Raw genomic sequence first — 25,062 nt, forward strand, 5'->3', positions numbered from 1 at the left:
CGAGCCTGCCCGGCGGCGCTCACCGGCCGCTCACCGGTGAGTCACCGGCCTCAGCGGCTGGTCGAGCGCAGGGGTGAGGCCGCCACGGCCTCCGGGGCGACCCCGGCGAGCAGGCACGCCTCGGCGATGCCCAGGCCCGCGCCCTCGCCCCTGACGCGCGCGTACTCAGGCTCGCCGAGCAGGTCGCGCACGGCCGCGGCGGCGCGCGTCACCTCGGGGTCGGCGGACTCGGCGCCGCGGACCCCGGCCGCGACCCCCAGCAGTCTCGCGGCCCGCCCGGCGTCCGGGACGGTGGCGTACGTCTCCAGCACGGCCAGCGCCTCGATCGGCCGGGCGCACTCGGGGATCGCCCCCACCGTCAGCGACACCTCCACGGCCTGCACGAACGCGGCCCTGGCCGCCGCGAGGTCGCCCTCGGCCCGCGCGAGCCTGCCCATGCCCACCAGCAGCCGCGCCCTGCTGCCCGAGCTCTTGAGCCACTGCGGGTCGGCCAGCCGCACCGCCTGCTCGTAGAGGCCGCGCGCCCCGGCCAGGTCGCCCTCCTGGTAGGCGGCGTCGCCGAGCCCGCGCAGCGCCGTGCCGACGTACGTGGGCAGCCCGACCCGCCGCGCCACCTCGGCGGCCCGCTCGTAGTCGGCCCTGGCGCCGGCCAGGTCGTGGCGGATGCGGTAGTCGCCCCGGTTGCACAGCAGGTCGGCCAGGTCCTCGGCGGCCCCCAGCCGTTCGGCCAGCGCCACCGCCTCCTCGACGCGGGCCAGCGCCGTGGCGTCGTCGCCGCGCACGCTCGCCATCCAGGCGAGCGCGTCGAGCACCAGCGCCGCCCCCCACCGGTCGCCCAGCGCCCGGAAGCCGGCCAGCGCCGCGTCCAGCCCGCGCTCGGCCGCGCCGAAGTCGGCCTCCGCCATCTGCGGGTAGGCCCACACCAGCCCGGAGACGGCCCGCTCCCACGGGTCGGGGCTGGCGGCGGCCTGCCGGATCACCTGGATCGTGACCTGCGGGTGGTCGCCCCCGGCGGTGACCATCGGCCACAGGAACGCCAGCAACGGCCGGCGCCGCCCCCGCTCGCCGCGGGCCACCAGCGTCTCGGCCGCCCGGGTCCACGGCTCGCGGACGGCCGAGGTGAGGCCGCCGCTCACCGCCGTCAGCAGGCACAGCACGTAGTCGTCGCCCAGCTCGGGGTCGGGCACGTCACCGGCGGCCTCCAGCAGCGCGAGCGCCGGCCCGGCGGCGGCGCTCCGCATGCCGCGCATCCACAGATAGGACGACATCGCCCCCAGCAGATGCATCCCGGTCGCCACCTCGCCCGCCTCGACGGCCCAGCCCAGGGCCGCCATCAGGTTGTCGTGCTCGGCGGCCAGCCGCTCCAGCCGGTCGAGCTGCCCCTCGCGCCGCAGGTGGGCGTCGGACTCCTCGGCCAGGGCCAGGAAGTGCTCCGCGTGCGCGCGGCGTACGGCAGGCTCCTCGGCGGCGAGGTGTTCGGCGCAGAAGGCGCGGATGGTCTCCAGCATCCGGTAGCGGCCGCCGGAGACCTCCACGAACGACTTGTCCGCCAGCGAGTCGAGCAGCTCCTCCGCCCCCGGCAGCGCGCACACCCGGGTCGCCGCCGAGGCCGTCGCCCCGCCGGGGAAGACCGTCAGCCGGCGGGCCATCGCCTGCTCGCCGGCGGTGAGCAGGTCCCAGCTCCAGGCGACCACGGCACGCAGCGTCCGGTGGCGGGCGTCGGCGGTGCGGCTGCCCCGCGACAGCAGGCGGAACCGGTCGTCGTGGGCGAGCCGCCCGGCGAGCTCCGCGGGCTCGTGCGTACGGGTGCGGGCCGCGGCCAGCTCGATCGCCAGCGGCAGCCCGTCCAGCGTGGCGCAGATCCGCGCCACCGCCTCACCGGCCGCGAACCCCGGCCGGACCGCCGACGCCCGATCGGCGAACAGCCTGACGGCGTCGTCCGGGGCGAGGGGGCGCACCGGCCACAGGTGCTCGCCCGTGACGTTCAGCGGCTCGCGGCTGGTGGCCAGCACCCGCAGGCCGGGACAGGCCGCCAGCAGCCGCTCGGCCAGCGCGGCGGCCTCGCCGACCAGGTGCTCGCAGTTGTCGAGCACGAGCAGTAACGCCCGCTCGCCGATCACCTGGACCAGGCGGGTCTCGTCGGCGGCGCCGCCCGGCCGCACCGGGCCGAGCAGCCCGTTCTCGCGGACGCCGAGCGCGGCGAGCACCGTGCGCGGGATCGCGCCGCCGCCCGCCACCGGGGCCAGCGCCGCCAGGCACACGTCCCCGTACGGCCGGGCGACCTCCACCGCCAGCCGGGTCTTGCCCGCGCCTCCCGGGCCGAGCAGCGTCACCAGCCTCGCCCCGCCGAGCAGCGACCGCACCGCCGCGACGTCACGCTCGCGCCCGACGAAGCTGGTCAGCGGGGCGGGCAGGGCAGGCCCGGCGGGCGCGGGCTCGCCGTGGAGCAGCGACCGGTGCAGGCCGGTCAGGGCGGGCGACGGGTCGGCGCCGAGCTCGTCGGCCAGCACCCGCCGGGCCCGCTCGAACGCCACCAGCGCCTCGGCCTGCCTGCCCTCGGCCTGGAGGGCGCGCATGAGCTGCCCGCGCAGCCGCTCGCGCAGCGGGTGGCGGTCGATCAGCTCGCCCAGCTCCGGGATCACCTCACGCGCGCGGCCCCGCAGCAGGTCGGCCTCGATCCGGTCCTCCAGCGCCTCCAGACGGCGCTCCTCCAGCGCCGCGCCGAACGCGGGATCGAGGTCGGCCACGGCCGGCCCGCGCCAGAGCGCCAGCGCCTCCCGCAGCAGCCTCGCCGACAGCCCTGGATCGCCCGGCAGGGCGTCACGCCCCTCGGCGGCCAGGCGCAGGAAGCGGTGGGCGTCCACGTCGTCGGGGGCGACGGCCAGCAGGTAGCCGGCGGCCGACAGCTCCACCGCCACGCCGTCGCGCCGCAGCCTCGACACCTGCGACTGCAGCGCGTGCCGCACGTCGCCCGGCGGGCGGTCCCCGTACAGGACGTCGATCAGCCGCTCGCGCGGCACGACCTGGCCCGGGGTGAGCAGCAGGCAGGCCAGCAGCGCGCGCCGGGCCGGGCCGCCGAGCGCCACCTCGGAGCCGTCCGCGCGCCACGCGCGGGTGCTGCCGAGGATGCCGAAACGCATGGAAGCTACCTTAGGAGGCGTGAGCAAGATTCCCGCCGCCCCGGAGCCGCTGTCCGCGCAGGTGTTCGACAGTCACTGCCACCTCGACATCATGGTGGGCGACCGGCAGGCGTCGTCCGGCGACCCCGTGGCGCTGGCCGCGCAGGCCGCCGAGGCGAGCGTGCGGAGCATCCTCGACGACGCCCGCGCCGTGGGCGTCACCCGGCTGGTGACGATCGGCTACGACCTGCCGTCGTCGCGGTGGAACGCCGAGGTGGCCGCCGCGCACGAGGGCGTCTACGCCGGGGTCGCGGTGCACCCGAACGAGGCCCACGACGCGACTCCCGAGGTGCTGGCCGAGATCGAGGCGCTGGCCGGGCGGCCCGAGGTGCGGGCCGTGGGGGAGACCGGGCTCGACTACTACCGCGACTGGGCGTCCAAGGAGGATCAGCACGCGAGCTTCCGCGCGCACGTCGAGATCGCCAGGCGCACCGGCAAGGCGCTGGTCATCCACGACCGCGAGGCGCACGACGACGTGCTGAAGGTGCTCGCGGAGGCAGGGCCGCCGCCGGTGGTGGTGTTCCACAGCTTCTCCGGCGATGCCGACATGGCCAAGAAATGCGCCGACGCCGGATATTTCATGTCCTTCTCCGGGCCGGTCACGTACAAGAACGCCGGCTACCTGCGCGAGGCCGCGCAGGTAGCGCCCGCCGAGCTGATGCTCGTCGAGACCGACGCCCCCTACCTGCCGCCGGTCCCGCACCGGGGCAAGCCCAACGCGCCCTACCTCATCCCGATCACGCTGCGCTGCCTCGCCGAGGTCAAGGGCGTCCATCCTGACGCGCTGTGCGAGACCATCAGCGCCAACGGAATCACGGTCTTCGGCGAGTGGTAGCCATGATTCGGTGAAGCCGCGGCGGCGGAGGTTCCGCCGTCACTACCGTCGGGCGCCGGAAGCTCAACCGGAGGTCGCCCGTGCGAGGAAAGCGGCGTGCCCCGCGTCCCAAGATCCCCTGGCGCTCGCCGTGGACGCCTGTGGTGTGCCTGGCGGGCGTGGTGACCGTGACCGCCATCGCGGTCATCGGCAGCCTGGCCAAGGACGTGGTGCTGGTGGTCGACGGCGAGCCGAGGGCCGTGCGGAGCTTCGCCTCCTCGGTCCTCGAACTGCTCGGCGACCAGGGAGTCAAGCTCGGCAGGGACGACGTCGTACGTCCCGCCGCCCATGCGCAGGTCATCGACGGCGCCCGCATCGAGATCCGGCGCGCCAGGCCGATCACGCTGACGGTCGACGGCCGCACCACGCGGCGGGTCGTCACCGCCACCACCGTGCGCGGCGCGCTGGCCGAACTCGACATCCCGGCCGGCCGCCTGTCGGCGCCGCGCCACCGCCACGTGCCGCTGACCGGCATGTCGCTGACCGTCTACACCAAGCGCACCGTGTACGTGTTCGCCAACGGCAGCACCCGCCAGACCCGCACCACCGCCAGGACCGTGCGCGAAGCGCTCCGGCAGAGCGGGATCCCGCTCCAGCCAGGCCAGCAGGTGCGGCCCGCCGCGCACACGTTCCCGGCGGAGGGCACCGTGATCACCGTGCTGCCGCCGCGCACCGTGCCCGTCGGGCTGGAGGTCATGCGGCTCAACTGGGCGGCGCTGGCCCACTGCGAGTCACGCGGCAACCCCAAGGCCGTCAACCTGCACGGGCCCTACTACGGGCTCTACCAGTTCAGCCTGCCGATGTGGCAGCTCGTCGGCGGCACCGGCATGCCGCACGCCTGGCCCGCCGAGGAGCAGACGTACCGGGCGCAACTGCTCTACCAGAAGGTCGCCGGCAAGTGGGAGGGCCAGTGGCCGAACTGCGGGGCGCACCTGTTCGGCACGCCTGCCGTCTCGTCGGCCAGCGCCTCAACCGGCCAGTGAGACGCCGAAGTCGGCCCCCTTCCGAGGCTGGACCGCGCGCAGGCCGTCGGCGTTGCGCGCGGCGACCGACACCGAGCCGTACGGGGCCGCGTCCGGCCGGCCCGCGTACAGCTTGTTGCCGCTGAAGGCCAGCGCCCAGCCGGTCAGCCCGCCGGCCGGCGCGAACCGCCGGTCGTCGGCGCCGTCGGCGGCGTCGACCACGCGCACCTCGCCGCCGTACGGGGCGCCGATCGCCAGCCTGCCGTCGTCCGAGGCGGCCAGCGCGAACCCGAACGCCTCCCCGCCGCCCTGCCGCACCTGGACCTTCGGGGCCAGCTTCTCGTCGTAGAGCTGCACGTACCCCGCCCCCGGAGCCCCCACGGCCGGCCCGGCGCCCGCCACCCACGCCACCGCGTAGCCGTAGCGGTCACCCGAGGCGTCGGTGGGGGAGTCGAGCTTGACCGTGGACAGCCGCGCCGCCAGCGCGTCCGCGACGACCACCACCGAGCCCGAGTCGACCTTGCCCTCGGCCACCTGCCGGCCCGCGCCGTCGTCGTTCTCGTACGGCACGCCGACCACCAGGCCGTTGCCCGGCCCCATCGCCAGCGACCAGCCGAACTGATCACCCACCTCGCTGTTGCCCCGCACGTCCACCGACTGCTGGCTGATCCGGCGCAGCGCTCCGGCGCCCTTGCGGACGTAGACGGCGCCCGCGTCGGCGAGCGTCCCGTCGTCCTCGTACGGCGCGCCGATCGCCACCAGGTCGTCCCGGGCCGCCAGCGACCAGCCGAGCCGCGCGCCGCGCTGCGGCCCTTGCGCCACCAGCCGCTGTGGCGCCGCCGCCCCGCCGCCGCGAATCACGTACGCGGCGCCCGCGTCGGCACTGCCCGCCACATCCGTGTAAGGGGCGCCCACGACCAGGTCGGCGCAGGCGTCGCCGTCGACCTTGGCCAGCGCCACCGACCAGCCGAACCCGTCGCCCTCCGCCAGCCCCGGCACCTCGACCGGGACGACCTTGTCGCCCGAGATCACGTACGCGGCGCCGCGCCGGTCGTCCGCGAACGGGTCGCCCACCGCCACGTCGTCCACCCCGTCGCCGTCGAAGTCGGCGGCCCCGCCGCACGCCGACCCGGTCGCCTGGACGGACAGCGGGCTCAGCGCCAGCAAGAGAACCAGCAGGATCTTCACAGCCTGACCTCGATCTGGTCGCCGTCCTTGAGCATCGTCGCCGACAGCGCCACCGGCTTGCGGTAGAGCGGCAGGTCGAACACGAACACGCCGTCGATCCGGTCACCCGGCCCGAGCGCCGCCACCGGCGGCCCGCCCTCCAGCGGGCCGTGGCTGCCGCCCTGGTCGTCGCGGAGCGTCACGGCCGGGTCGCCGAGCTCGCGTGACGTGCCGCCGGGGTTCAGCACGGTCCAGCGCAGCACGCAGAGCTGGCCCTGCGTCTGCGTCCGGCCGTCGTACTCCTTGAGGCCGCACTCGGGCGCGCTCGGCACGATCAGCATCGGGTCGTCGAACCCCGCGCCCAGCGTGAACCGGCGGCCCACGTCCCCGGCGGGCTGCCCGGCGGCCACCGGCGACGCGCTCGCCCCCGGGACGCCCCCGTCGCGGCCGGAGGTCGCGATCAGCACCGCGCCGGTGACGGCGATGGCCAGCAGGGCCGCCGCGCCGGCGATCAGCCACCGCGTGCCGCGAGGCCGCTGGTGCCCGGGGTCGGTGGCGCTGTCGGGAGGCGGCAGCGTGTGGTGGGCGGCTTCCTTCTTCGGAGGGTCGGGCGCGGCGGGCCGTACGGCGGTCGTGTCGCCGGGCGGGGGCGTCGTGAAGGTGGCCGTGATGTCCGGTTCGTCCACCACGTTCTGCGGCGCCCGCCAGTCGCTCAGCACCTCGGTCGCGACCAGTGTGGGCGGGTTCGCCGACGTCGGCGCGGCCCCTCCGACCAGGGCGAGCACCAGCTCCTGCGCCGTGGGACGCTGCGTGGGCTCCATGTCGGTCGCGCGCCGTACCAGCTCGTCCAGCGGCGCGGGCAGCACCCCCAGGTCCGGCTGCAGGTGCAGGACCCGGGTGGCGAGCGTGATCGGGTCGCCCCGCCCGAACGGATGCCGCCCGTTGCCCGCGTACGCGACCAGGCACCCCCACGCGAAGATGTCCGCCGCCGGGGTCACGCTCTGCCCGCGCACCTGCTCCGGCGCCCACCACCCCGGGCTGCCCAGCAGCTCACCGGAGAGCGTGAACCCGGTCTCCCGGTCGAGCGCCCGCGCGATCCCGAAGTCGATCACCCGGGGCCCCGACAGCGACAGGATGACGTTCGCCGGCTTGAGGTCGCGGTGCACCAGCTCGGCGACGTGGATCGCGGCCAGCGCCGCCGCCACGCCCAGCGCCACGCCGTGCAGCGGCCCGGGGTCCAGGGCCCCGTACGTGGCGATCTGGTCGGAGAGCGGGGTGCCGGCGATGTACTCGGTCACCATGTACGGCCTGCCGTCGCCGGTGTCGCCGTTGTCCAGCACCTGGGCCGTGCAGAACGACGCGACGCGACGCGCGTTGTCGACCTCCGCGTGGAACCGGGCCGCGAACCCCTCCTGGTTGGCGAACTCGGCCTTGACCACCTTGACGGCCACGAACCGCCCCGTCGGCGCCCGGGCGAGGAACACGGTCCCCATGCCGCCTTCGCCGAGCCGCCCGAGCAGCCGGTACGGTCCGATCTCCCGCAGATCCGTGGGGCGAAGCGGGGCGGCGCCCGTTGGCTCCATGAGGGACGTCCCTTCCTGTTCCACCCATCCTCCCCTCACCGGCCCCCGTTCGCCATCGCAGGTTCTTCGATGCGGGAGACTGTATGGATGATGAGGCTGCTGGGCCCCGCAGAAATACGTATTTTGGCGAACAAGCTAGATCTGCGGCCCACCAAAAAGCTAGGCCAGAACTTCGTGATCGACGCGGGGACCGTCCGGCGGATCGTCCGCGTGGCCGAGGTGACGGCCGACGACGTGGTCATCGAGGTGGGTCCCGGCCTCGGCTCCCTCACACTCGCGCTGCTGCCCGAGGCCCGTCACGTGGTGGCCGTCGAGATCGACCCGGTCCTGGCCGGGCAGCTTCCGCTCACCGTCGCCGAACGCGACCTCTCGGACAAGCTCACCGTCGTGGGCGCCGACGCCATGAAGATCACCGAAGCCGACCTCGCCGGACACGCCCCGACCGCGCTGGTCGCCAACCTGCCCTACAACGTGGCCGTCCCGGTGGTGCTCCACCTGCTGGAGGTGCTGCCCTCGCTGCGCAAGGGGCTGGTCATGGTGCAACTGGAGGTCGCCGACCGGCTCGCCGCCGCGCCGGGCTCCAAGGTGTACGGGGTGCCGTCGGTCAAGGCGGCCTGGTACGCCGACGTGCGGCGGGCCGGGCCGGTGGGGCGCTCGGTGTTCTGGCCGGTGCCGAACGTGGATTCCGGCCTGGTCTCCCTCACGCGCCGCGAACCGCCGTCCACCACGGCGTCGCGGGAAGAGGTGTTCGCGGTGATCGACGCGGCCTTCGCCCAGCGCCGCAAGACGCTCCGCGCGGCCCTGGCCGGCTGGGCGGGCAGCCCGCCGCAGGCGGAGGCGGCGCTGCGCGCGGCAGGCGTGGACCCTTCGGCCCGGGGCGAACAGCTCGACGTCGAGGCGTTCGCCCGGATCGCCGAGCACCGTCCTTAGCCTCCGTCCACAGCCTCCAGGCGTCGTGCGCCGAGTTGTCCACAGAACCTGGTTCGGGTCGATGACGCCCGGGTTCACCGGACGATCCTGGGGCCTCCCGTTTCAACGACAGGAGGCCGACCATGACCGTCCACCAGACCATCCCCGCCGCTGTGTCCGGAGCTGCCCTCACCGCCGCGCTCGCCCTCCCCATGTCTCCGGCAGCGGCGTCCGCGCCGGGAGACCCGTGCCCCGCGTCCGCCGCCGTCGCCTGCGCGGTCATCCGCCTGAAACCCGGCGCCCCCACCACCAAGGGCGCCGTCGCCGCGGCCGCCGCCCTGGCCCGGCTCGGCACCCCCTTCTCCTGGGGCGGCGGCTCCCCGTCCGGCCCCACCCGGGGCATCGGCAGAGGCGCGTCCACGGTCGGCTTCGACTGCAGCGGCCTGACTCTGTATTCCTGGGCCCGCGCGGGCGTCCGGCTCGGCCACTACACGGGCGCCCAGTTCCGCCAGGGCCGCCGCGTCCCGCTGACGGCCCTGCGCCAGGGTGACCTGGTCTTCTTCGGCGGCGGCTCCGGCGACCCCACCCACGTGGGCCTCTACGTACGCGGCGGCGTCATGGTGCACGCCCCGAAGACCGGCGACGTGGTCAGGACGACCCGCTTCCTCGACAACCCCTACTTCCGCGCCACCTACCGGGGCGCCGTCCGCCCGGGCTGACCCGCCCCCCGCCCGGCGCAGGTCTCGACCAGCGCCTTCACCAGGGGCGCCAGCAGCTCCCGGTCCTCCTCCCGCGCGGGCTCGTACTCGGTGATCCCCAGCCCGGCCACCGGGTGCCGCTCCGCGAGCGCCCGCACCATGCCCAGCAGCTCCTCGGGCAGCAACCCGCCGGGCACCGGCGCCCCGACGCTCCCGAACACCCCCGGTTCCAGCACATCGAGGTCCACATGCACGTACACCACCTTGCCCGCCGCCCCGTCCCCTCCGCTGCCCGCCCCGACGCCTTCCCCGCCGTCCTGCCCGCCGTCCGCCCGGCCGGCTGCCTCGACGGCGTCGAGCAGCGCACCCACGTCGGCCCCCCGCACGTGCCCCACGCCTGCCGCCCGGACGAACTCCGCCTCCCCGGCGTCCAGATCCCGCACCCCCGCGAGCACGATCCGCCCCGGGTCCAGCGGTGGCGCCGCCACGAGCCCCACCGGCCCCTCCCCGGTGAGCGCCCGCAGCACCATCCCGTGATACGCCCCCGACGGCGACGAATCAGGAGTGTTCAGGTCACCGTGCGCGTCGAACCACACCACCACCAGCCGCTCGCCGTACTCCCGCAGCGCCGCCTCGACCGGCGCCAGCTCCACCCCGCAATCACCCCCCACGACCACCACCAGCCCGGACCCCTCCGCCGAGGCGAGGGCCGTCCGCACCCGCCCGGCGGTCACGGCCAGATCGTCGTCCACCACGTCCACCCGCACCCGCGTGCCGGCCGGGACCATCCCGGCCAGCAACCGCGCCCCCTCACGCAGCCGTTCCGCCGTCGGCGCCCCGGACCCCCGCCACTGCGGCACCTCGACAACGGTCACTTCACCCATGACCCCCACCCCTCCCACAAACATCGCGAACCGCCCCATCATCCCGCCCAGCGCCAGCCGCCACACCCCCGCCCGCGCGGGCGAGGCCGCACCCTCGACCTGCGAGGACGCCCTTCCACAGCCCCCGAATCCCGGACGACGCCTTCCCACGCTCCCGGTCCCGCTACCATCGAGTGTCCTCGCCCCGTCGGCAGTGAAAGTGGCGGCAGAATCCATGAGTTCCGTGACCGTACGGGTGCCCGCCAAGGTCAACGTGCAGCTTTCCGTCGGCCCGCTCCGGGATGACGGCTACCACGACCTCGTCAACGTCTTCCACGCCGTCTCGATCTTCGACGAGGTGGTGGCCAGCGAGTCGGAGACCATCGGCGTCTCGGTGACCGGCGAATGGGCCGACCGGGTCCCGGTCGACGACAGCAACCTCGCCGTCCGCGCCGCCCGCGCCCTCGCCAAGCACGCGGGCCGCACCTACGGCGTCGACCTCGTCATCCGCAAGGCCATCCCGGTGGCGGGCGGCATGGCGGGCGGCAGCGCCGACGCGGCCGGGGCGCTGCTGGCCTGCAACGAGCTGTGGGGCCTCGGCCTGCCGCGCGAAGACCTCATGGAGATCGGCGCCGACCTGGGCAGCGACGTGCCGTTCGCCCTCATGGGCGGCACCGCCGTCGGCACCGGCCGGGGCGAACGCCTCGCCCCGCTCACCACCCGCGGCGCCTTCCACTGGGCCTTCGCGATCGCCGACGGCGGCCTGTCGACCCCCACGGTCTACGCCGAGTGCGACCGCCTCCGCGCCGCCACGTCGTCGAAGATCCCCTGGCCGGAGGTCGACCCCGACCTCATGGAGGCCCTGCGCACCGGCGACCCGCACGGCCTCGCCCTCCACCTCGCCAACGACCTCCAGCCCGCCGCCCTGGCGCTGCGCCCCTCCCTGGCCGCCACCCTGGCCGCGGGCCGCGCCGCCGGCGCCCTGGCCGCCCTGGTCTCCGGCTCCGGCCCCACCTGCGCCTTCCTCGCCGCCGACGCCGCCCACGCAACCCGCCTGGCCCAAGCCCTCGCCCAGACCGAAGGCACCTACACCGCCATCCCCACCTCCGGCCCCGCCCCCGGCGCCACCCTCCTCTAACCCCCAGCCCGCTCGGGTCGCCCGCCGGCTCAGCCCGCACGTTCGGGCCGCAGTTGGGGCCGCACGGCCCGCGCCTTGAGGCCGCGCGCTCGGGCCGCGCGCTCGGGCCGCGCGCTCGGGCCGCGCGCTCGGGCCGCGCGCTCGGGCCGCGCGCTCGGGCCGCGCGTTGGGGCCGCGCGGCTGGCCCGCCCACTCGGCCTGCCCGTTCCGGTCGCACGTTGGGGCCCGCCCGCTCGGGCCCCCCGCTCGGCCCGCCCGTTCTGGCTGCACGTGGGGACCGGCGGGGCGATCACCCGGGAGCGTACGGGCGTGCGAGTGTGCGTGCGTACGACTGCACGGGCGTGTGGGCGCACGGGCGTACGGGTGCATGGGTGTGCGGGCGCACGGGTGCATGGGTGTGCGGGCGTTGGGTGCGCTCGCGCGGGCCTTCGGGCGCACGGGCGTATGGGTGCACTCGCACGGGTGCACGGGCCGTCTGGTCGTTGCGGTTCGGCGGGCCCGGGGGCGGGGGCGTTCACGTCGGGGCAGGCGTATGGGCGGGGCTGAAGGTGGATGCGGCGGGTCGTCGGCCCACTGGGGGAGTTTCGTGCTCTCCGTGAGCCGATACGCTTGGAGAACGATGAACCTGGTCAATCTCGAGTCAGTCTCCCACGCCTACGGGCCCAAGCCGCTGCTCAGCGACGTCTCCCTCGGGGTCGAGATGGGTGAGCGCATCGGTGTCGTGGGCCGCAACGGCGGTGGCAAGACCACGCTGCTGAGCGTGATCGCCGGAGACGTCCGGCCCGACAGCGGGCGCGTGACGCACACGCGGGGCCTGCGTGTCGGCTTCCTGTCGCAGCAGGACCTGCTCGACCCGTCACACAGCGTGCGCGAGACCGTGCTGGGCGAGCTGGCCGAGCACGAGTGGGCGGGTGACCAGCGGGTCCGCGAGATCCTCGGCAACCTGATCGGCGACCTCGACCTCGACGCCAAGGCGGGCGACCTGTCGGGCGGCGAGCGCAGGCGTACGGCGCTGGCCCGGCTGCTGATCGGCGAGCACGACCTGATCATGCTGGACGAGCCGACCAACCACCTCGACATCGAGGCGATCGCCTGGCTGGCCGCCCATCTGGCGGGCCGGAAGGGCGCGCTGGTGGTGGTCACGCACGACCGCTGGTTCCTCGACGCGGTGTCCACCCGTACGTGGGAGGTCGTCGACGGCCGCGTCGAGCGCTACGAGGGCGGATACGCCGCGTACGTGCTGGCCAAGGCCGAGCGGGCGCGCATCGCCCAGGCCGCCGAGGAGCGCCGCCAGAACCTCATGCGCAAGGAGATCGCCTGGCTGCGTCGTGGCCCGCCCGCGCGTACGTCCAAGCCGAAGTTCCGGATCGAGGCGGCGCAGGCGCTGATCGCGAACGAGCCGCCGCCGCGCGAGACCGTCGAGCTGATGCGCTTCGCCGCCGCGCGCCTGGGCAAGACCGTGTACGACCTCGAGGACGTCACGCTGCACGCCGGCGGTCCCGGCGCGGGCCCGCTGGTGCTCGATGACTGCACCTGGCAGTTCGGCCCCGGCGACCGCATCGGCCTGATCGGCGTCAACGGGTCCGGCAAGTCGTCGGTGCTGCGCCTGCTCGCCGACACGATCAAGCCCGACTCGGGCCGGGTGGTGCGCGGCAAGACCGTACGCCTCGCGCACCTGTCGCAGGAGCTCGCCGAGCTCGACCCCACGCGGCGGGTCCTGGAGACGGTCGAGTCGGTGCGCAAGTACATCCAGGTCGGCAAGAAGGAGTGGACGGCCTCCCAGCTGCTCGAACGCCTCGGGTTCAAGGGCGAGGCGCAGTGGAAGGTCGTCGGCGACCTGTCCGGTGGAGAGCGCAGGCGGCTGCAGTTGCTGCGCCTGCTCATGGACGACCCGAACGTGCTGCTGCTCGACGAGCCGACCAACGACCTCGACATCGAGACGCTGAACGAGCTGGAGGACCTGCTCGACGCCTGGCCCGGCACGCTGATCCTGGTCACGCACGACCGCTACTTCCTGGAGCGGGTCACCGACCGGTGCGTGGCGCTGCTCGGCGACGGCCGGCTGTCGTTCCTGCCGGGCGGGGTGGACGAATACCTCGAACGCCGCGCCGCCGGCACCGCCGTGACGGCTCGCGTCGCCGGCACCCCCGCCGGGCAGCCCGCCGCCCAGTCGGCCAACTCGGCGGCCCAGCCCGCGCCTCCGTCCGGCGAGGTCTCCGGCCTCTCGGCCAAGGAGGAGCGCGAGCTGCGCAAGGAGCTCAACCGCCTCGAACGGCAGCTCGACAAGCTCAGCGGCCAGGAGGCCAAGCTGCATGCCGCGATGGCCGACGCGGCCAGCGACTACGCCAAGCTCGGCTCCCTCGACGCCCAGCTCCGTGACCTGCACGCCCAGAAGGAGAGCGTCGAGGCGGAGTGGCTCGAACTCGCCGACCGCCTGGGCGACTGACGCCGCCGACCCCGCCTCGGGTGAACGCCGTACGGGCCCTCGGGCCTCAAGGTGACCGGGGGTGCGATGGGGCCTTCCGGGCGCGCGGGTGGTGGCTGTCCCCTGGGGCATTTCCGTGCCCGACCCTGCTGGGAGCCCCGTGCCGGGTGGCCTGTGCGGGCCGCCCCCGTGTGAGGGAAGGGGCGTGGAGCTCAGCCGGGGGTCAGCTGTCGAAGGGCGCGAGGAGGGTGCGGAGGAGGGCGGCGAGGGTTCGCTGGTCGTCCGGGGCGAGGGAGGACAGGAGCTCGTGCTCGCGCCGCAGCAGGTCGGAGAAGGCGGCGTCGACGCGGGCGAGCCCGGTGTCGGTGAGGGAGACGAGGACGCCGCGCCGGTCCTCGGGGTCGGGGCGGCGGCGGACGAGGCCGGCCTGGGCGAGGCGGTCGATGCGGTTGGTCATGGTGCCGGAGGTGACGAGGGTGGCGCGCAGGAGGGCGCCGGGGCTGAGCTCGTACGGCTTGCCGGCGCGCCGGAGGGCGGTGAGCACGTCGAACTCCCAGGGTTCGAGGTCGTGTTCGCCGAAGGCGGCCCGCCGGGCCCGGTCGAGGTGCTTGGCCAGCCTGGACACCCGCGAGAGCACCTGGAGCGGTTCGACGTCGAGGTCGGGGCGTTCGGCCCGCCACGCCGCGACGAGCCTGTCGACCTCGTCCTGCGCATCGTGCGTCATGGCATGAGTGTACTGTCTTGACATCGAGATACATATCTCGATACCAATTATCTTCATGTCAAGAGATATGTGGGACCCGGCCACGTACGACAGGTACGCCGACGAGCGGTCGCGGCCGTTCTTCGAGCTCCTCGCCCGGGTACGGGCCGACAGCCCCGATTATGTCGTGGACGCGGGCTGCGGCACCGGCGAACTGACCACGGAGCTGGCCCGCCGCTGGCCGGAGGCGACGGTGGACGGCTTCGACTCCTCCCCGAACATGATCACCAGAGCTCGCTCGATCGACGGCGCCACGCCGAGCTTCGCCGTCGCCGATGTGACCACCTGGCACCCCGACCGCCCCGTGGACGTGCTGGTCAGCAACGCGGTCCTCCAGTGGGTCCCCGAGCACCGCGACCTGATCGAACGCTGGGTCGAGGCGCTGAGCCCCGGCGGCTGGCTGGCCTTCCAGGTCCCCGGCAACCATCGCGCCCCCAGCCACGCGGCCATCCGCGAGCTGTGCGCGTCGCGGGAATGGTCGGACCGGCTCGGCGACCTCGACAGGGGCGACCCGGTCGGCACGCCGGTGGACTACGCGGACCTGCTGAGCGGCTGCCGGGTGGACGCCTGGGAGACCACGTACGTGCACATCCTCCAGGGCGAGAGGCCGGTGCTCGACTGGGTGTCCGGCACCGCGCTGCGCCCGGTTCTCGACCGGCTGCGCCCGGACGAGGCCGAGCGGTTCACCGCCGAGCTGGCCGGGCTGCTCGCCGACGCCTATCCCGCGAGGGAGTACGGCACCCCGTTCCCGTTCCGCCGGATCTTCGTGGTGGCTCAGAAATGATCACAGCGCTGCACCATGTCCAGCTCGCCGCGCCGGCGGGCAGCGAGCCCGAGCTGCGGGCGTTCTACGCGGGCGTGCTCGGGCTCACGGAGGTGCCCAAGCCGCCGGAGCTGGCCAGGCGGGGCGGCGCCTGGTTCCGGGGCGACGGCGTGGAGGTGCACCTCGGCATCGAGGAGGACTTCAGGCCGGCCCGCAAGGCGCATCCGGCGTTCCTGGTGTCGGACCTGGACGCGCTGGTGGCCAGGCTGCCCGACGCGGTGCCGGACGAGCTGTTCCCCGGCTACCGGCGCGTGTACGTGTCGGACCCGGTGGGCAACAGGATCGAGCTGCTTCAGCCCGTGTGATGTTCGTCCCGGGGTGACATCATTGTCCGGAGAACCGGACTCTTGCGAGGTGTCGTGGGCATCGAGATCGAGGACAAGTTCGACGTTCCCCCCGGCTTCGAGGTGCCGGACCTGACCGGTCTGGCGGAGGTCGTCGGCCCCAAATCCTTCCGGCTCGTCGCCCTTTATTACGACACACCCGATCTGCGGCTGGCGTCCAGGGGCGTCACGCTCCGGCGCAGGCGGGGCGGCGCCGATCCCGGCTGGCATCTGAAGCTGCCCAAGGCCAAGGGCGTGCGCCAGGAGATCACCCACCCGCTCACCCGCAGCACCAGGATCGTCCCCGCTGAGCTGGCCGAGCTGGTCCGCGCCTACACGCGGGGAGCCGAGCTCCAGGTGGTCGCCGAGCTCGACACGCGCCGCAGCATCACGGTCCTGCGCGACGGCGACACGAAACTCGTGGAGATCGCCGACGACCGTGTCAAAGGCACGGTGTTCGGCAAGAACGGCGAAACCGGCGGCGATACCGTCACCCGCTGGCGCGAGGTCGAGGCCGAGCTGCTGGAGGGCGACGCCAAGCTGCTGGCCAAGGTGGGCAAGCGGCTGACGAAGGCGGGCGCCTCGCCGTCGGCGGCGGCCAGCAAGCTGGCCAAGCTCCTCGGCCCGCCACCGGTCCCGCGCGCCGAGCTGGAGCCGGGCACCGCGGGTCACGCCGTCGCCGGCTACCTGGCGGGCCACGTGGCCGCCCTCCTCTCCCAGGATCCCCGGGTACGGAGGGCCGAGCAGGACGCGGTGCACCAGATGCGCGTGGCCGCCCGCAGGCTGCGCAGCGCGCTCAAGGCGTTCAAGCCGATCGTCCGGGGCACGGCCGAGCTGCAGGAGGAGTTGCGATGGCTCGGCGAGGTGCTGGGCGAGGCCCGTGACCTGGAGGTGACCAGGGCCAGGTTCGCCGCCGAGCTGGACCGGCTGGCGCCCGAGCTCGTCACCGGCCCCATCCGCGTCCGCCTCGGTGACGACCTGCTCAAACGCGAGCAGGAGGCCTACGGGCGCATCCGCGAGGAGCTCAGCGGCGAGCGCTACTACCGGCTGCTGGACGCGCTCGACGGGCTGGTGGCCGCGCCCCGGCTGACGAAGGCCGCGGCCGAGCCCGCCGCGAGCACCCTTCAGGACGTGGCGGAGGCGGGCTGGGCCCGGGTGACCGGGGCGTACGAGACCGCGCGGGCGATCGCCGACCCGCAGGCGCGCGAGCTGGCCATGCACGACGTGCGCAAGGCCGCCAAGCGCGCCCGCTACACCGCCGAGGCGCTCCAGGGGCCGCTGGGCAAGCCCATGGCCAGGCTCGCCGAGCTGGCGGAGGACGTACAGGAAGTGCTGGGGGCGCACCAGGACGGGGTGGTCGCGCAGGAGACGCTGGCCCGTGAGGCGCAGGCGGCCAGGGAGGCCGGCGAGGACACGTTCACGTACGGGCTGCTGGTCGGGCTCGAACGGGCGGCGGCCGAGCGGGCGCACGCGGAGTTCCCCCGGGTGTGGGCGGAGACGACGCGGGCGGTGGCGAAGCTCACGTCTCGTGGTGCTCCACGCTGACGACCCGCTCGCCCACCCGGTGCAGCACGGCGAACGCGCCCTTGCGCAGGTGCCGGTCAGTTCCGCCGAGCGCGGCGATCAGCCCGGGCAGCACCTTGCCGTGGCTGCACACGACGGCGGGCCCGGTCAGCTCGCCGACCAGCGCCGGGGTCTTGCGCGGGTCCTGGCTCTCCTCGGCCAGCAGCGCGTCGCGGGTGATGTCGCGGGTGTACGGCTCCAGCGTCTGGACGCAGCGCAGGCTGGGTGAGCTCAGCACGGTCCTGGGCCGGTAGGCGGGCAGGACCGTGGCCAGCGTCGCGGCCTGGGCCCTCCCTTCGGCGTCGAGCGGGCGCAGGGCGTCGTCGCCGTGCCACGCCTGGCGGGAGCCCGCCGAGCCGTGCCGCACCAGGACGAGCGGGACCGTGTCCAGCGGCGCGGCGGGCAGCGCGCGCAGCAGGCCCGCGTCCCACTCGTAGGTCAGCAGGTCGCGCGCCCGTTCCGGGGACAGCCAGCGCAGCTCGTCGACCTCGTCACCGGGCGTGAACGGGTCCTCGGCCGCCACCCGCCCGGCCCAGTAGTCGACCCGCTTGAGCCGCGTGCCGAGCAGGTAGTGGACCGGGGGCAGAGCGCGGCCGAGCGTCACGGTCAGGCCGGTCTCCTCGCACACCTCGCGCAGCGCGGCGGCGATCACGTGCTCGCCGGGCTCCAGCTTGCCCTTGGGGAAGGTCCAGTCGTCGTAGCGCGGCCGGTGGACGACGGCCACCTCGGGGGAGCTCTCCTCGCCGCGCCACACGACGGCGCCGGCGGCCAGGATCGGGTCAGTCGTCAATGGTCCTCCAGCGGCGCGTGCCGATCAGGTGGCTCTGCAGGTCCTCGCCCTGGTGGCGCACCCACGCGCCGTCGGAGCCGAGCCACCACGTGCTCGTGGTCTCGGCCATCGCCTGGTCCATCAGTTCGATCAGGTACGCCTTGTGCTGCGGCGAGGTGACCTTGACCAGGGCTTCCACCCGGCGGTCGAGGTTGCGCCGCATCAGGTCCGCGCTGCCGATCCACACCTCGGGCCGCCTGCCGAGGCCGAACTCGTACACCCGGGAGTGCTCCAGGAAGCGTCCCAGCACCGAGCGGACGCGGATCGTCTCCGACAGACCGGGGATGCCGGGCCGCAGCGTGCACACGCCGCGCACCCACAGGTCCACCGGCACGCCGGCCCGTGACGCGCGGTAGAGGGCGTCGATGATCGGCTCGTCGACCAGCGAGTTCGTCTTGATCCTGATCCGCGCCGGGCGGCCCGCCTGCTGGTGGGCGATCTCCCGCTCGATCCTGGCCAGCAGCCCGCCGCGCAGCGAGTGCGGCGCGACCAGCAGCCGGCGGTAGGCCGAGTGGTTGGAGTAGCCGGTCAGGTGGATGAACAGGTCGGTGACGTCCTCGCCGACCAGCGGGTCGGCGGTGAGCAGGCCGAAGTCCTCGTACTGCCGGGCGGTCTTGGGGTTGTAGTTGCCGGTGCCGATGTGGCAGTAGCGGCGCAGCTCGCCGGAGGCCTCCTGGCGGACGACCAGCGCGAGCTTGCAGTGCGTCTTGAGCCCGACGACGCCGTAGACGACGTGGCAGCCGGCCCGTTCCAGCTTGCGGGCCCAGGAGATGTTGGCGTGCTCGTCGAACCTCGCCTTGATCTCCACCACGACCACGACCTGCTTGCCCGCCTCGGCGGCGTCGATGAGCGCGTCGACGATGGGGGAGTCGCCGCTGGTCCGGTAGAGGGTCTGCTTGATCGCCAGCACCCTCGGGTCGGCCGAGGCCACCTCGATGAAGCGCTGCACGCTGGTGGCGAACGAGTCGTACGGGTGGTGCAGCAGCACGTCGCGCTCGCGCAGCACCGCGAACAGGTCGTCGGCCGAGCTGATCGCCTCGGCGGGCACGAACGGCCGGTAGCCGAGCTCGCCCCGGTCCAGGTCGGCGATCGCGTGCAGCCCGGTCAGGTCGAGCGGCCCGGCGATCCGGTAGATCTCGTGCGGAGCCAGCTCCAGCTCCTCCACGAGCAGGTCGAGCACCTCCTGGGTGATGGTGTCCTCGACCTCCAGCCGCACCGGCGGCCCGAACCTGCGCCGCCGCAGCTCCTTCTCCAGGGCCTGCATGAGGTTCTCGGTGACGTCCTCGTCGACCTCCAGGTCCTCGTTCCTGGTGACCCGGAAGACGTGGTGCTGGACGATCTCCATGCCCTTGAAGAGCTGGCCCAGGTGTGCGGCGATGACGTCTTCCAGCGGTACGAACCGGTCCTTGGACGCGGTCACGAACCGGGGCAGCTGCGAGGGCACCTTGACCCGGGCGAACACGGTGTGGTCGGTGGCCGGGTTGCGCACCACGACAGCCAGATTCAGGCTCAACCCTGAAATGTACGGAAACGGGTGGGCAGGGTCGACGGCCAGCGGCGTCAGGACCGGCCGGATTCGCTCACGGAAGAGCTTGCGCAGCTCGGTGCGTTCCTCGCGGCCCAGGTCGTCCCAGCGGACGATCTCGATGCCCTCGGTCGCGAGCTGCGGGCGGATCCGCTGGTGGAAGGCCGCCGCGTGCCGCCGGGCCAGATCGTCGGCGACGGTCGCGATCCTGGCCAGCTCCTCGCTCGGCTTGAGCCCGCTCTTGGTGCGCAGCAGCAGGCCGGTCGCCATGCGCCGCTTGAGCCCGGCCACCCGGACGCGGAAGAACTCGTCGAGGTTGCTGGCGAAGATCGCCAGGAAACGGACCCGTTCCAGCAGCGGCAGTGACGCGTCCTCGGCCAGCTCCAGCACGCGTTCGTTGAACTGCAGCCAGCTCTCCTCGCGGTTGAGGAACCTCTCCTGTGGCAGGGGTAGATCGTTACCGGAATGCAGCAGTTCAGCGGACATACGTGGAATATGCCCGGTCCGGTTGAACAGAACGTTAACTTCCCCGCAACGACTTATTCGCCTGGCAGGACGCCTGGCTCTCAGTCGCCCGGCTCGCCCTGTCCGAGGCGGGCGGCCCGCTCGGCCAGCCGGGCCTCACGCTGGCGCAGCTTGTCCTCGCGCTCGCGGACCTTCTCGGCTTCCTTCATGAGCCGCTCGCGCTCCTTCTCGGCCTCTTTGAGCAGGCGCTCGCGCTCTTTCAGCTCGCGCACCCTGGCCTTCTCGGCCTCCTTCAGCTCGCGCTGGCGGATCTTCTCCGCCTCCTTCTGCTCCCGCTCGCGGGCCTTCTCCAGCTCGCGCAGCTCCTTGTCGCTGGTGCGCGGCGCGACGGCGGGCTGCGGGACGGCGGGCTGCGGCACGGCGACGGGCTGCGGCCGGGTGGCCAGGGTGATCGTGGGCTGCGGGTTGAGCCCGGTCAGGCCGTTCCAGGCCAGGTTGACCAGGTGGGCCGCGACCTCCTCGCGGCCGGGCTTGCGCACGTCCAGCCACCACTGGCCGGTCAGTGCCACCATGCCGACCAGCATCTGGGCGTACATGGGGGCGAGCTTGGGGTCGTAGCCCCGGCCGACGAACTCGTCGGCCAGGACGTCCTCCACCTGGCTCGCGATCTCACTGATCAAGCTGGCGAACGTGCCGGTGCCCGACGCGGCGTGCGAGTCGCGGACCAGGATGCGAAACCCCTCGCTGCTCTCCTCGATGTAGCGGAGCAGGGCCAGCGCGGCCCGCTCCAGCTTGACCAGCGAGTGGGTGGCCGACAGCGCCTCGGTGATCATGGCGAGAAGTTTCTGCATCTCGCGGTCGACGACCACCGCGTAGACGCCCTCCTTGCCGCCGAAGTGCTCGTAGACCACCGGCTTGGAGACCTGGGCGGTCGCGGCGATCTCCTCGATGGAGGTCCCGTCGAACCCCTTCTCAGCGAACAGGGTGCGACTGATCAGTATCAGTTGCTCTCTTCGTTCTCTTCCGGTCATACGCCTGCGAGATCGGGATTCGGTCACGGTTCCCATAATGGCGTGCTGTCAGGAGATTCTCTTGGCCGCCAGGCGTTCCGGAGTGGGCCAGCGCACGTCGTGCGCCCAGCCGAGCCGCTCGAAAATCCGGATGACGCCGGCGCTCAGGTCGATCTGCCCCTTGAGGACGCCGTGCCGGGCGCAGGTGGGGTCGGAGTGGTGCAGGTTGTGCCACGACTCGCCGAACGACGGGATGGCCAGCCACCACACGTTGCGCGACTTGTCGCGGACCTGGAAGTCCTCCTCGCCGAACACGTGGCAGATGGAGTTGATCGACCAGGTGACGTGGTGCAGCAGGCCGATGCGCACGAGCGAGCCCCAGAACAGCGCGGTCAGCGCGCCCTGCCAGGACCAGGTGACGAGGCCGCCGATGACGCCCGGCAGCAGGATCGAGGTGAGCGCGAGGGCGCCGAACCAGCGGTGGAGCTTCATCACGTCCGGGTCCCTGACCAGGTCCGGGGCGTACTTCTCACGGTTGACCCGGTCGGCGTCGAACAGCCAGCCCATGTGCGCGTACAGCAGGCCCTTGGTCATGGACCTGAACCCGGGGCCGAAGCGCCACGGCGAGTGCGGGTCGCCCTCCTTGTCGGAGAACTTGTGGTGCTTGCGGTGGGTGGCGACCCAGTCGAGCACCGACATCTCCAGGGAGAGGCTGCCCGCGATCCCCAGAGCGATCTTGAGCGGGCGCTTGGCCTTGAACGAGCCGTGGGTGAAGTAGCGGTGCAGGCCGACCGTGACGCCGAGACCGGAGATGACGTAGAAGACCGCCGCGATCACCACGTCGCTCCAGCCGATGAGCCCCCATCCCCACGCGATCGGCACGGCGGCGCCGATAGCGATCAGCGGGAGCCCGACGACCAGCGCGAACGTGATCAGTTCGGCCTTGGTGCGCGGTTCGGGTTCGAAGTCGGGCTTCGGTCCTGGGGTCGAGCGTTCGGCGAGTACGGTCATCGGCTGCCTCTCACGAGCTGTTTGCGGTGATTGTCCTGGCTACGCAAACGTAACCTACGCCATCGTAAGTTAGGAAGCCCTAAGCGGCGATGTGTGTTTCGCAACGGGCTTGTCAACGACATGCGTGGGTTTCATGGCTTGCGGCTTTTGGGACGGTCTGTTATGCCGTCTCCCTGCCCAGAGAACGCCCTGACACTCAGATGGGGGCGAAGGTGGGCGCGGAATCGGTATCGTAGGGGGTGTGTCGGACGCCACGGTGTCCGATTAATCCCGGATCGTCTAATCGGCAGGACAAGTGGTTTTGGTCCACTTTGTAGGGGTTCGAGTCCTCTTCCGGGAGCCTTTCGGGCGTCCCCCCTCGCGAGAGAGCCCAGGACGGGCAGGTATCCTCACGATGTCGGGAGGGTAGCGGTGCGGTAGCCACTGCCCTGAACCGTCCAGCCACAGGGAGCCTCAGTCCGTGAGTGTGCCGCGCCCGGCAGCCGTCGTCGTCCTCGCCGCCGGCGAGGGGACCCGGATGAAGAGCCAGACCCCGAAAGTCCTGCACGAGCTGTGCGGCCGAGCCTTGGTCGACCACATGCTCTCCGCCGCCCGTGACCTCGGTCCCGAGCGGCTCATCGTCGTCATCGGCCACGCGCTCGAACGCGTCGGCGCCCACCTGGCCGAGACCAGCCCCGACGCCCGCGCCGTCGTCCAGCGCGAGCAGCGCGGCACCGGCCACGCGGTCCGCACCGTGCTGGAGGAGGTCGGCGCCATCACCGGCACCGTCCTGGTCACCTACGGCGACGTGCCGCTCCTGCGCGCCGAGACCATGGCCGAGCTGCTGCGCAAGCACGAGGCCGACGGCAACGCGGTCACCGTGCTCACCGCCGAGGTGCCCGACCCCACCGGCTACGGCCGCATCGTCCGCGACCCGGACGGCGCCGTGCTGGAGATCGTCGAGGAGAAGGACGCCACCCCCGAGCAGCGCGCCATCAAGGAGATGAACTCCGGCATCTACGCCTTCGACGGCGCGCTCCTGGCCGACGCCGTCAAGCGGGTGTCCACCGACAACGCCCAGGGCGAGGAGTACCTCACCGACGTGCTGTCGATCCTGCGCGGCGACGGCCACCGGGTCGGCGCGCACGTCGCCGCCGACCACGCCGAGGTCGAGGGCGTCAACGACCGCGTCCAGCTCGCCCACGCCCGCAAGGTGCTCAACCAGCGCCTGCTGGAGCGCCACATGCGCGCCGGCGCCACCATCGTGGACCCGGCCAGCACCTGGATCGACGTCGGCGTCACCATTGAGCCCGACGCCGTCATCCACCCCGGCACCCAGCTCCACGGCAGCACGGTCATCGAGGCCGGCGCCGAGGTCGGGCCCGCCACCACGCTCACCGACACCCGGGTCGGCGCCGGCGCGGTCGTCCGCAACGCCGTCGCCGACAGCGCCGAGATCGGCCCCGAGGCCAGCGTCGGCCCCTACTGCTACCTGCGCCCCGGCACCGTCCTGGGCCGCAGGTCCAAGGCCGGCACCTTCGTCGAGATGAAGAACTCCCAGGTCGGCGAACGCTCCAAGGTCCCACACCTGACCTACGCGGGCGACGCCACGATCGGCGACGACGTCAACGTCGGCGCGGCCGTGGTCTTCGTCAACTACGACGGCGTCAACAAGAGCCGCACCACCGTGGGCGACGGCGCGTTCGTCGGCTGCGACACCATGCTCATCGCCCCGGTGACGATCGGCGACGGCGCCTACACGGCCGCCGGCTCCGTCATCGACGGCGATGTGCCGCCCGGCGCGATCGGGGTGGCGAGAGCGCGTCAGCGCAACATCGAGAAATGGGTCTTGCGCAGGCGCGCGGGCACGAAGTCGGCAGCCGCGGCCGAGCGGGCGCTGGCCGAGCAGCAACAGCAGGAGAGCAGCAGTGACCAGCATTAAACAGCCGGGCGAGAAGAACCTCATGCTCTTCTCCGGCCGCGCGTATCCGGAGCTGGCCGAGGAGGTCGCCGAGCACGTGGGCGTCTCCCTTACCCCCACCAAGTTGATCGACTTCGCCAACGGCGAGATCTACGCCCGCTACCTGGAATCCGTCCGGGGCTGCGACGCCTTCGTGATCCAGAGCCACACCGGCCCGATCAACCAGTGGATCATGGAACAGCTCATCATGGTCGACGCGCTCAAGCGGGCCTCCGCCAAGCGCATCACCGTGGTCATGCCGTTCTTCGGCTACGCCAGGCAGGACAAGAAGGGCCGCGGCCGCGAGCCCATCACCGCCCGGCTGATCGCCGACATCTTCAAGACCGCGGGCGCCGACCGGCTCATGTCGATCGACCTGCACACCTCCCAGATCCAGGGCTTCTTCGACGGCCCGGTGGACCACCTGTTCGCCATGCCGGTGCTGGAGAGCTACCTGAAGAACAAGCTCGACCTGGCCAACACCACGATCGTCTCGCCCGACACCGGCCGGGTGCGGCTGTCGGAGCGCTGGGCCGACACGCTCGGCACCCCGCTGGCCTTCATCCACAAGCGGCGTGACCTCGACGTCGCCAACTCGGTGAAGGTCAACGAGGTCGTCGGCAAGGTACGCGGCCGGACCTGCGTGCTCATCGACGACATGATCGACACCGCCGGCACGATCTGCAAGGCCGCCGACGCCCTCTACGAGCAGGGCGCCACCAACGTGATCACCGCCGCCACGCACGCGGTGTTCTCCGACCCGGCGGTCGACCGGCTGAAGAACTCGCGCATCTCCGAGGTCATCGTCACCAACACGCTGCCGCTGTCGCAGGAGAGCCGCTTCGACAAGCTGACCGTGCTGTCCATCGCCCCGCTGATCGCCCGCGCCATCACCGAGGTGTTCACCGACGGCTCCGTCACCAGTCTGTTCGAGGGAGACACCTGAGCCCGGTAGGCTGTGAGGGTTGCGCTCGTAACGCCTTCCGCTAGGGCGGGTGAGGGGGAGCGCAAAA

General features: G+C 73.0%; 20 protein-coding genes and 1 tRNA gene. 12 read left to right on the top strand and 9 right to left on the bottom strand.

The annotated features are described in order from the left end of the window. Positions 1–50: 50 nt before the first annotated feature. Positions 51–3,140, bottom strand: a complete 3,090-nt coding sequence (locus AB0G11_RS14465; RefSeq protein WP_357586208.1) for a BTAD domain-containing putative transcriptional regulator — start codon at positions 3,138–3,140, stop codon at positions 51–53. Here AB0G11_RS14465 and AB0G11_RS14470 point away from each other — a divergent pair. Both AB0G11_RS14470 and AB0G11_RS14475 read left to right on the top strand, forming a co-directional pair. Continuing rightward, complete coding sequence (locus AB0G11_RS14470; protein WP_219500298.1) at positions 3,139–4,014, top strand: TatD family hydrolase; 876 nt, start codon at positions 3,139–3,141, stop codon at positions 4,012–4,014. The two genes, AB0G11_RS14465 and AB0G11_RS14470, sit on opposite strands and share 2 nt — an antisense overlap. An 80-nt stretch (positions 4,015–4,094) precedes the next feature. After that, the gene (locus tag AB0G11_RS14475; RefSeq protein WP_219500301.1) at positions 4,095–5,036 is read left to right on the top strand and encodes a resuscitation-promoting factor; all 942 of its coding nucleotides are present in this window, start codon (positions 4,095–4,097) and stop codon (positions 5,034–5,036) included. Here the strand turns inward: AB0G11_RS14475 and AB0G11_RS14480 are convergent. Both AB0G11_RS14480 and AB0G11_RS14485 read right to left on the bottom strand, forming a co-directional pair. After that, complete coding sequence (locus AB0G11_RS14480) at positions 5,022–6,203, bottom strand: FG-GAP repeat protein (RefSeq protein ID WP_219500304.1); 1,182 nt, start codon at positions 6,201–6,203, stop codon at positions 5,022–5,024. The genes AB0G11_RS14475 and AB0G11_RS14480 overlap by 15 nt on opposite strands. Continuing rightward, a complete protein-coding gene (locus AB0G11_RS14485; protein ID WP_219500306.1) occupies positions 6,200–7,765 on the bottom strand; it encodes a serine/threonine-protein kinase in 1,566 nt (521 codons plus the stop codon). The genes AB0G11_RS14480 and AB0G11_RS14485 overlap by 4 nt, the downstream gene beginning before the upstream one ends. A 90-nt stretch (positions 7,766–7,855) precedes the next feature. Between AB0G11_RS14485 and rsmA the strand changes: the two genes are divergently transcribed. Continuing rightward, complete coding sequence (gene rsmA, locus AB0G11_RS14490) at positions 7,856–8,695, top strand: 16S rRNA (adenine(1518)-N(6)/adenine(1519)-N(6))-dimethyltransferase RsmA (RefSeq protein WP_219500392.1); 840 nt, start codon at positions 7,856–7,858, stop codon at positions 8,693–8,695. Positions 8,696–8,817: 122 nt separating this feature from the next. After that, positions 8,818–9,393: an NlpC/P60 family protein gene (locus AB0G11_RS14495; protein WP_357586210.1), complete on the top strand. Its 576-nt coding sequence runs from the start codon at positions 8,818–8,820 to the stop codon at positions 9,391–9,393. Here the strand turns inward: AB0G11_RS14495 and AB0G11_RS14500 are convergent. Beyond that, positions 9,366–10,256 (bottom strand): arginase family protein, encoded by an 891-nt coding sequence (locus tag AB0G11_RS14500; RefSeq protein WP_357586212.1) that lies wholly within the window; start codon positions 10,254–10,256, stop codon positions 9,366–9,368. The genes AB0G11_RS14495 and AB0G11_RS14500 overlap by 28 nt on opposite strands. 214 nt (positions 10,257–10,470) lie before the next feature. Here AB0G11_RS14500 and AB0G11_RS14505 point away from each other — a divergent pair, with 214 nt between their 5' ends. Both AB0G11_RS14505 and AB0G11_RS14510 read left to right on the top strand, forming a co-directional pair. Next, complete coding sequence (locus tag AB0G11_RS14505) at positions 10,471–11,373, top strand: 4-(cytidine 5'-diphospho)-2-C-methyl-D-erythritol kinase (protein WP_219500313.1); 903 nt, start codon at positions 10,471–10,473, stop codon at positions 11,371–11,373. A gap of 619 nt (positions 11,374–11,992) precedes the next feature. Further along, the gene (locus tag AB0G11_RS14510; RefSeq protein WP_357586214.1) at positions 11,993–13,819 is read left to right on the top strand and encodes an ABC-F family ATP-binding cassette domain-containing protein; all 1,827 of its coding nucleotides are present in this window, start codon (positions 11,993–11,995) and stop codon (positions 13,817–13,819) included. Positions 13,820–14,021: 202 nt separating this feature from the next. Here the strand turns inward: AB0G11_RS14510 and AB0G11_RS14515 are convergent, their stop codons facing one another. After that, on the bottom strand, positions 14,022–14,522 hold the full coding sequence (locus AB0G11_RS14515; protein WP_219500316.1) for a MarR family transcriptional regulator: 501 nt from the start codon (positions 14,520–14,522) through the stop codon (positions 14,022–14,024). Between the two features lie 55 nt (positions 14,523–14,577). Between AB0G11_RS14515 and AB0G11_RS14520 the strand changes: the two genes are divergently transcribed. Genes AB0G11_RS14520 through AB0G11_RS14530 form a run of 3 tightly spaced genes read left to right on the top strand, consistent with a single transcriptional unit; the run spans position 14,578 to position 17,252 of the window. Then, positions 14,578–15,345 (top strand): trans-aconitate 2-methyltransferase, encoded by a 768-nt coding sequence (locus tag AB0G11_RS14520; protein WP_357586216.1) that lies wholly within the window; start codon positions 14,578–14,580, stop codon positions 15,343–15,345. After that, positions 15,342–15,689 carry a glyoxalase gene (locus tag AB0G11_RS14525; RefSeq protein ID WP_219500318.1) on the top strand — a complete coding sequence of 116 codons (348 nt, stop codon included), beginning with the start codon at positions 15,342–15,344 and terminating at the stop codon, positions 15,687–15,689. The genes AB0G11_RS14520 and AB0G11_RS14525 overlap by 4 nt, the downstream gene beginning before the upstream one ends. 54 nt (positions 15,690–15,743) lie before the next feature. Continuing rightward, positions 15,744–17,252: a CYTH and CHAD domain-containing protein gene (locus AB0G11_RS14530; RefSeq protein ID WP_357586218.1), complete on the top strand. Its 1,509-nt coding sequence runs from the start codon at positions 15,744–15,746 to the stop codon at positions 17,250–17,252. On the opposite strand, the gene AB0G11_RS14535 is transcribed toward AB0G11_RS14530, so the two are convergent. From AB0G11_RS14535 to AB0G11_RS14550, 4 genes are all read right to left on the bottom strand, one after another. Beyond that, positions 17,227–18,060 (bottom strand): NUDIX hydrolase, encoded by an 834-nt coding sequence (locus AB0G11_RS14535; RefSeq protein WP_357586220.1) that lies wholly within the window; start codon positions 18,058–18,060, stop codon positions 17,227–17,229. The two genes, AB0G11_RS14530 and AB0G11_RS14535, sit on opposite strands and share 26 nt — an antisense overlap. Then, positions 18,050–20,110 (bottom strand): RNA degradosome polyphosphate kinase, encoded by a 2,061-nt coding sequence (locus AB0G11_RS14540; protein ID WP_219500324.1) that lies wholly within the window; start codon positions 20,108–20,110, stop codon positions 18,050–18,052. The genes AB0G11_RS14535 and AB0G11_RS14540 overlap by 11 nt, the downstream gene beginning before the upstream one ends. An 80-nt stretch (positions 20,111–20,190) precedes the next feature. Continuing rightward, positions 20,191–21,120 (bottom strand): TetR/AcrR family transcriptional regulator, encoded by a 930-nt coding sequence (locus tag AB0G11_RS14545; RefSeq protein WP_219500326.1) that lies wholly within the window; start codon positions 21,118–21,120, stop codon positions 20,191–20,193. Between the two features lie 48 nt (positions 21,121–21,168). Further along, entirely contained in the window at positions 21,169–22,110 is a 942-nt protein-coding gene (locus AB0G11_RS14550; protein ID WP_219500327.1) for an acyl-CoA desaturase, read from the bottom strand. Between the two features lie 268 nt (positions 22,111–22,378). On the opposite strand from AB0G11_RS14550, the gene AB0G11_RS14555 reads away from it, so the two are divergent. The 3 genes from AB0G11_RS14555 (at position 22,379) to AB0G11_RS14565 (ending at position 24,995) form a co-directional block, all read left to right on the top strand. Continuing rightward, positions 22,379–22,450: transfer RNA gene (locus AB0G11_RS14555), tRNA-Gln, on the top strand. Between the two features lie 120 nt (positions 22,451–22,570). After that, positions 22,571–24,031: a bifunctional UDP-N-acetylglucosamine diphosphorylase/glucosamine-1-phosphate N-acetyltransferase GlmU gene (gene glmU / locus AB0G11_RS14560; RefSeq protein WP_219500338.1), complete on the top strand. Its 1,461-nt coding sequence runs from the start codon at positions 22,571–22,573 to the stop codon at positions 24,029–24,031. After that, positions 24,018–24,995, top strand: coding sequence for a ribose-phosphate diphosphokinase (locus AB0G11_RS14565; protein ID WP_219500340.1), 978 nt, complete (start codon positions 24,018–24,020; stop codon positions 24,993–24,995). Before glmU ends, AB0G11_RS14565 begins: the two co-directional genes overlap by 14 nt. Positions 24,996–25,062: the final 67 nt, after the last annotated feature.

The sequence above is a fragment of the Nonomuraea sp. NPDC023979 genome, assembly GCF_040639085.1.
Taxonomy (GTDB): Bacteria; Actinomycetota; Actinomycetes; order Streptosporangiales; family Streptosporangiaceae; genus Nonomuraea; species Nonomuraea ceibae.

What these genes read in the sequence shown, in the direction of transcription:
- rsmA (WP_219500392.1), top strand. Translation starts at nt 7,856, where the DNA reads ATGAGGCTGCTGGGCCCCGCAGAAATACGTATTTTGGCGAACAAGCTA.
- AB0G11_RS14495 (WP_357586210.1), top strand. Translation starts at nt 8,818, where the DNA reads ATGACCGTCCACCAGACCATCCCCGCCGCTGTGTCCGGAGCTGCCCTC.
- AB0G11_RS14550 (WP_219500327.1), bottom strand. Translation starts at nt 22,110, where the DNA reads ATGACCGTACTCGCCGAACGCTCGACCCCAGGACCGAAGCCCGACTTC.
- AB0G11_RS14505 (WP_219500313.1), top strand. Translation starts at nt 10,471, where the DNA reads ATGAGTTCCGTGACCGTACGGGTGCCCGCCAAGGTCAACGTGCAGCTT.
- AB0G11_RS14470 (WP_219500298.1), top strand. Translation starts at nt 3,139, where the DNA reads ATGGAAGCTACCTTAGGAGGCGTGAGCAAGATTCCCGCCGCCCCGGAG.
- AB0G11_RS14540 (WP_219500324.1), bottom strand. Translation starts at nt 20,110, where the DNA reads ATGTCCGCTGAACTGCTGCATTCCGGTAACGATCTACCCCTGCCACAG.
- AB0G11_RS14525 (WP_219500318.1), top strand. Translation starts at nt 15,342, where the DNA reads ATGATCACAGCGCTGCACCATGTCCAGCTCGCCGCGCCGGCGGGCAGC.
- AB0G11_RS14465 (WP_357586208.1), bottom strand. Translation starts at nt 3,140, where the DNA reads ATGCGTTTCGGCATCCTCGGCAGCACCCGCGCGTGGCGCGCGGACGGC.
- AB0G11_RS14500 (WP_357586212.1), bottom strand. Translation starts at nt 10,256, where the DNA reads ATGGGTGAAGTGACCGTTGTCGAGGTGCCGCAGTGGCGGGGGTCCGGG.
- AB0G11_RS14545 (WP_219500326.1), bottom strand. Translation starts at nt 21,120, where the DNA reads ATGACCGGAAGAGAACGAAGAGAGCAACTGATACTGATCAGTCGCACC.
- AB0G11_RS14510 (WP_357586214.1), top strand. Translation starts at nt 11,993, where the DNA reads ATGAACCTGGTCAATCTCGAGTCAGTCTCCCACGCCTACGGGCCCAAG.
- AB0G11_RS14485 (WP_219500306.1), bottom strand. Translation starts at nt 7,765, where the DNA reads ATGGAGCCAACGGGCGCCGCCCCGCTTCGCCCCACGGATCTGCGGGAG.
- AB0G11_RS14520 (WP_357586216.1), top strand. Translation starts at nt 14,578, where the DNA reads ATGTCAAGAGATATGTGGGACCCGGCCACGTACGACAGGTACGCCGAC.
- AB0G11_RS14515 (WP_219500316.1), bottom strand. Translation starts at nt 14,522, where the DNA reads ATGACGCACGATGCGCAGGACGAGGTCGACAGGCTCGTCGCGGCGTGG.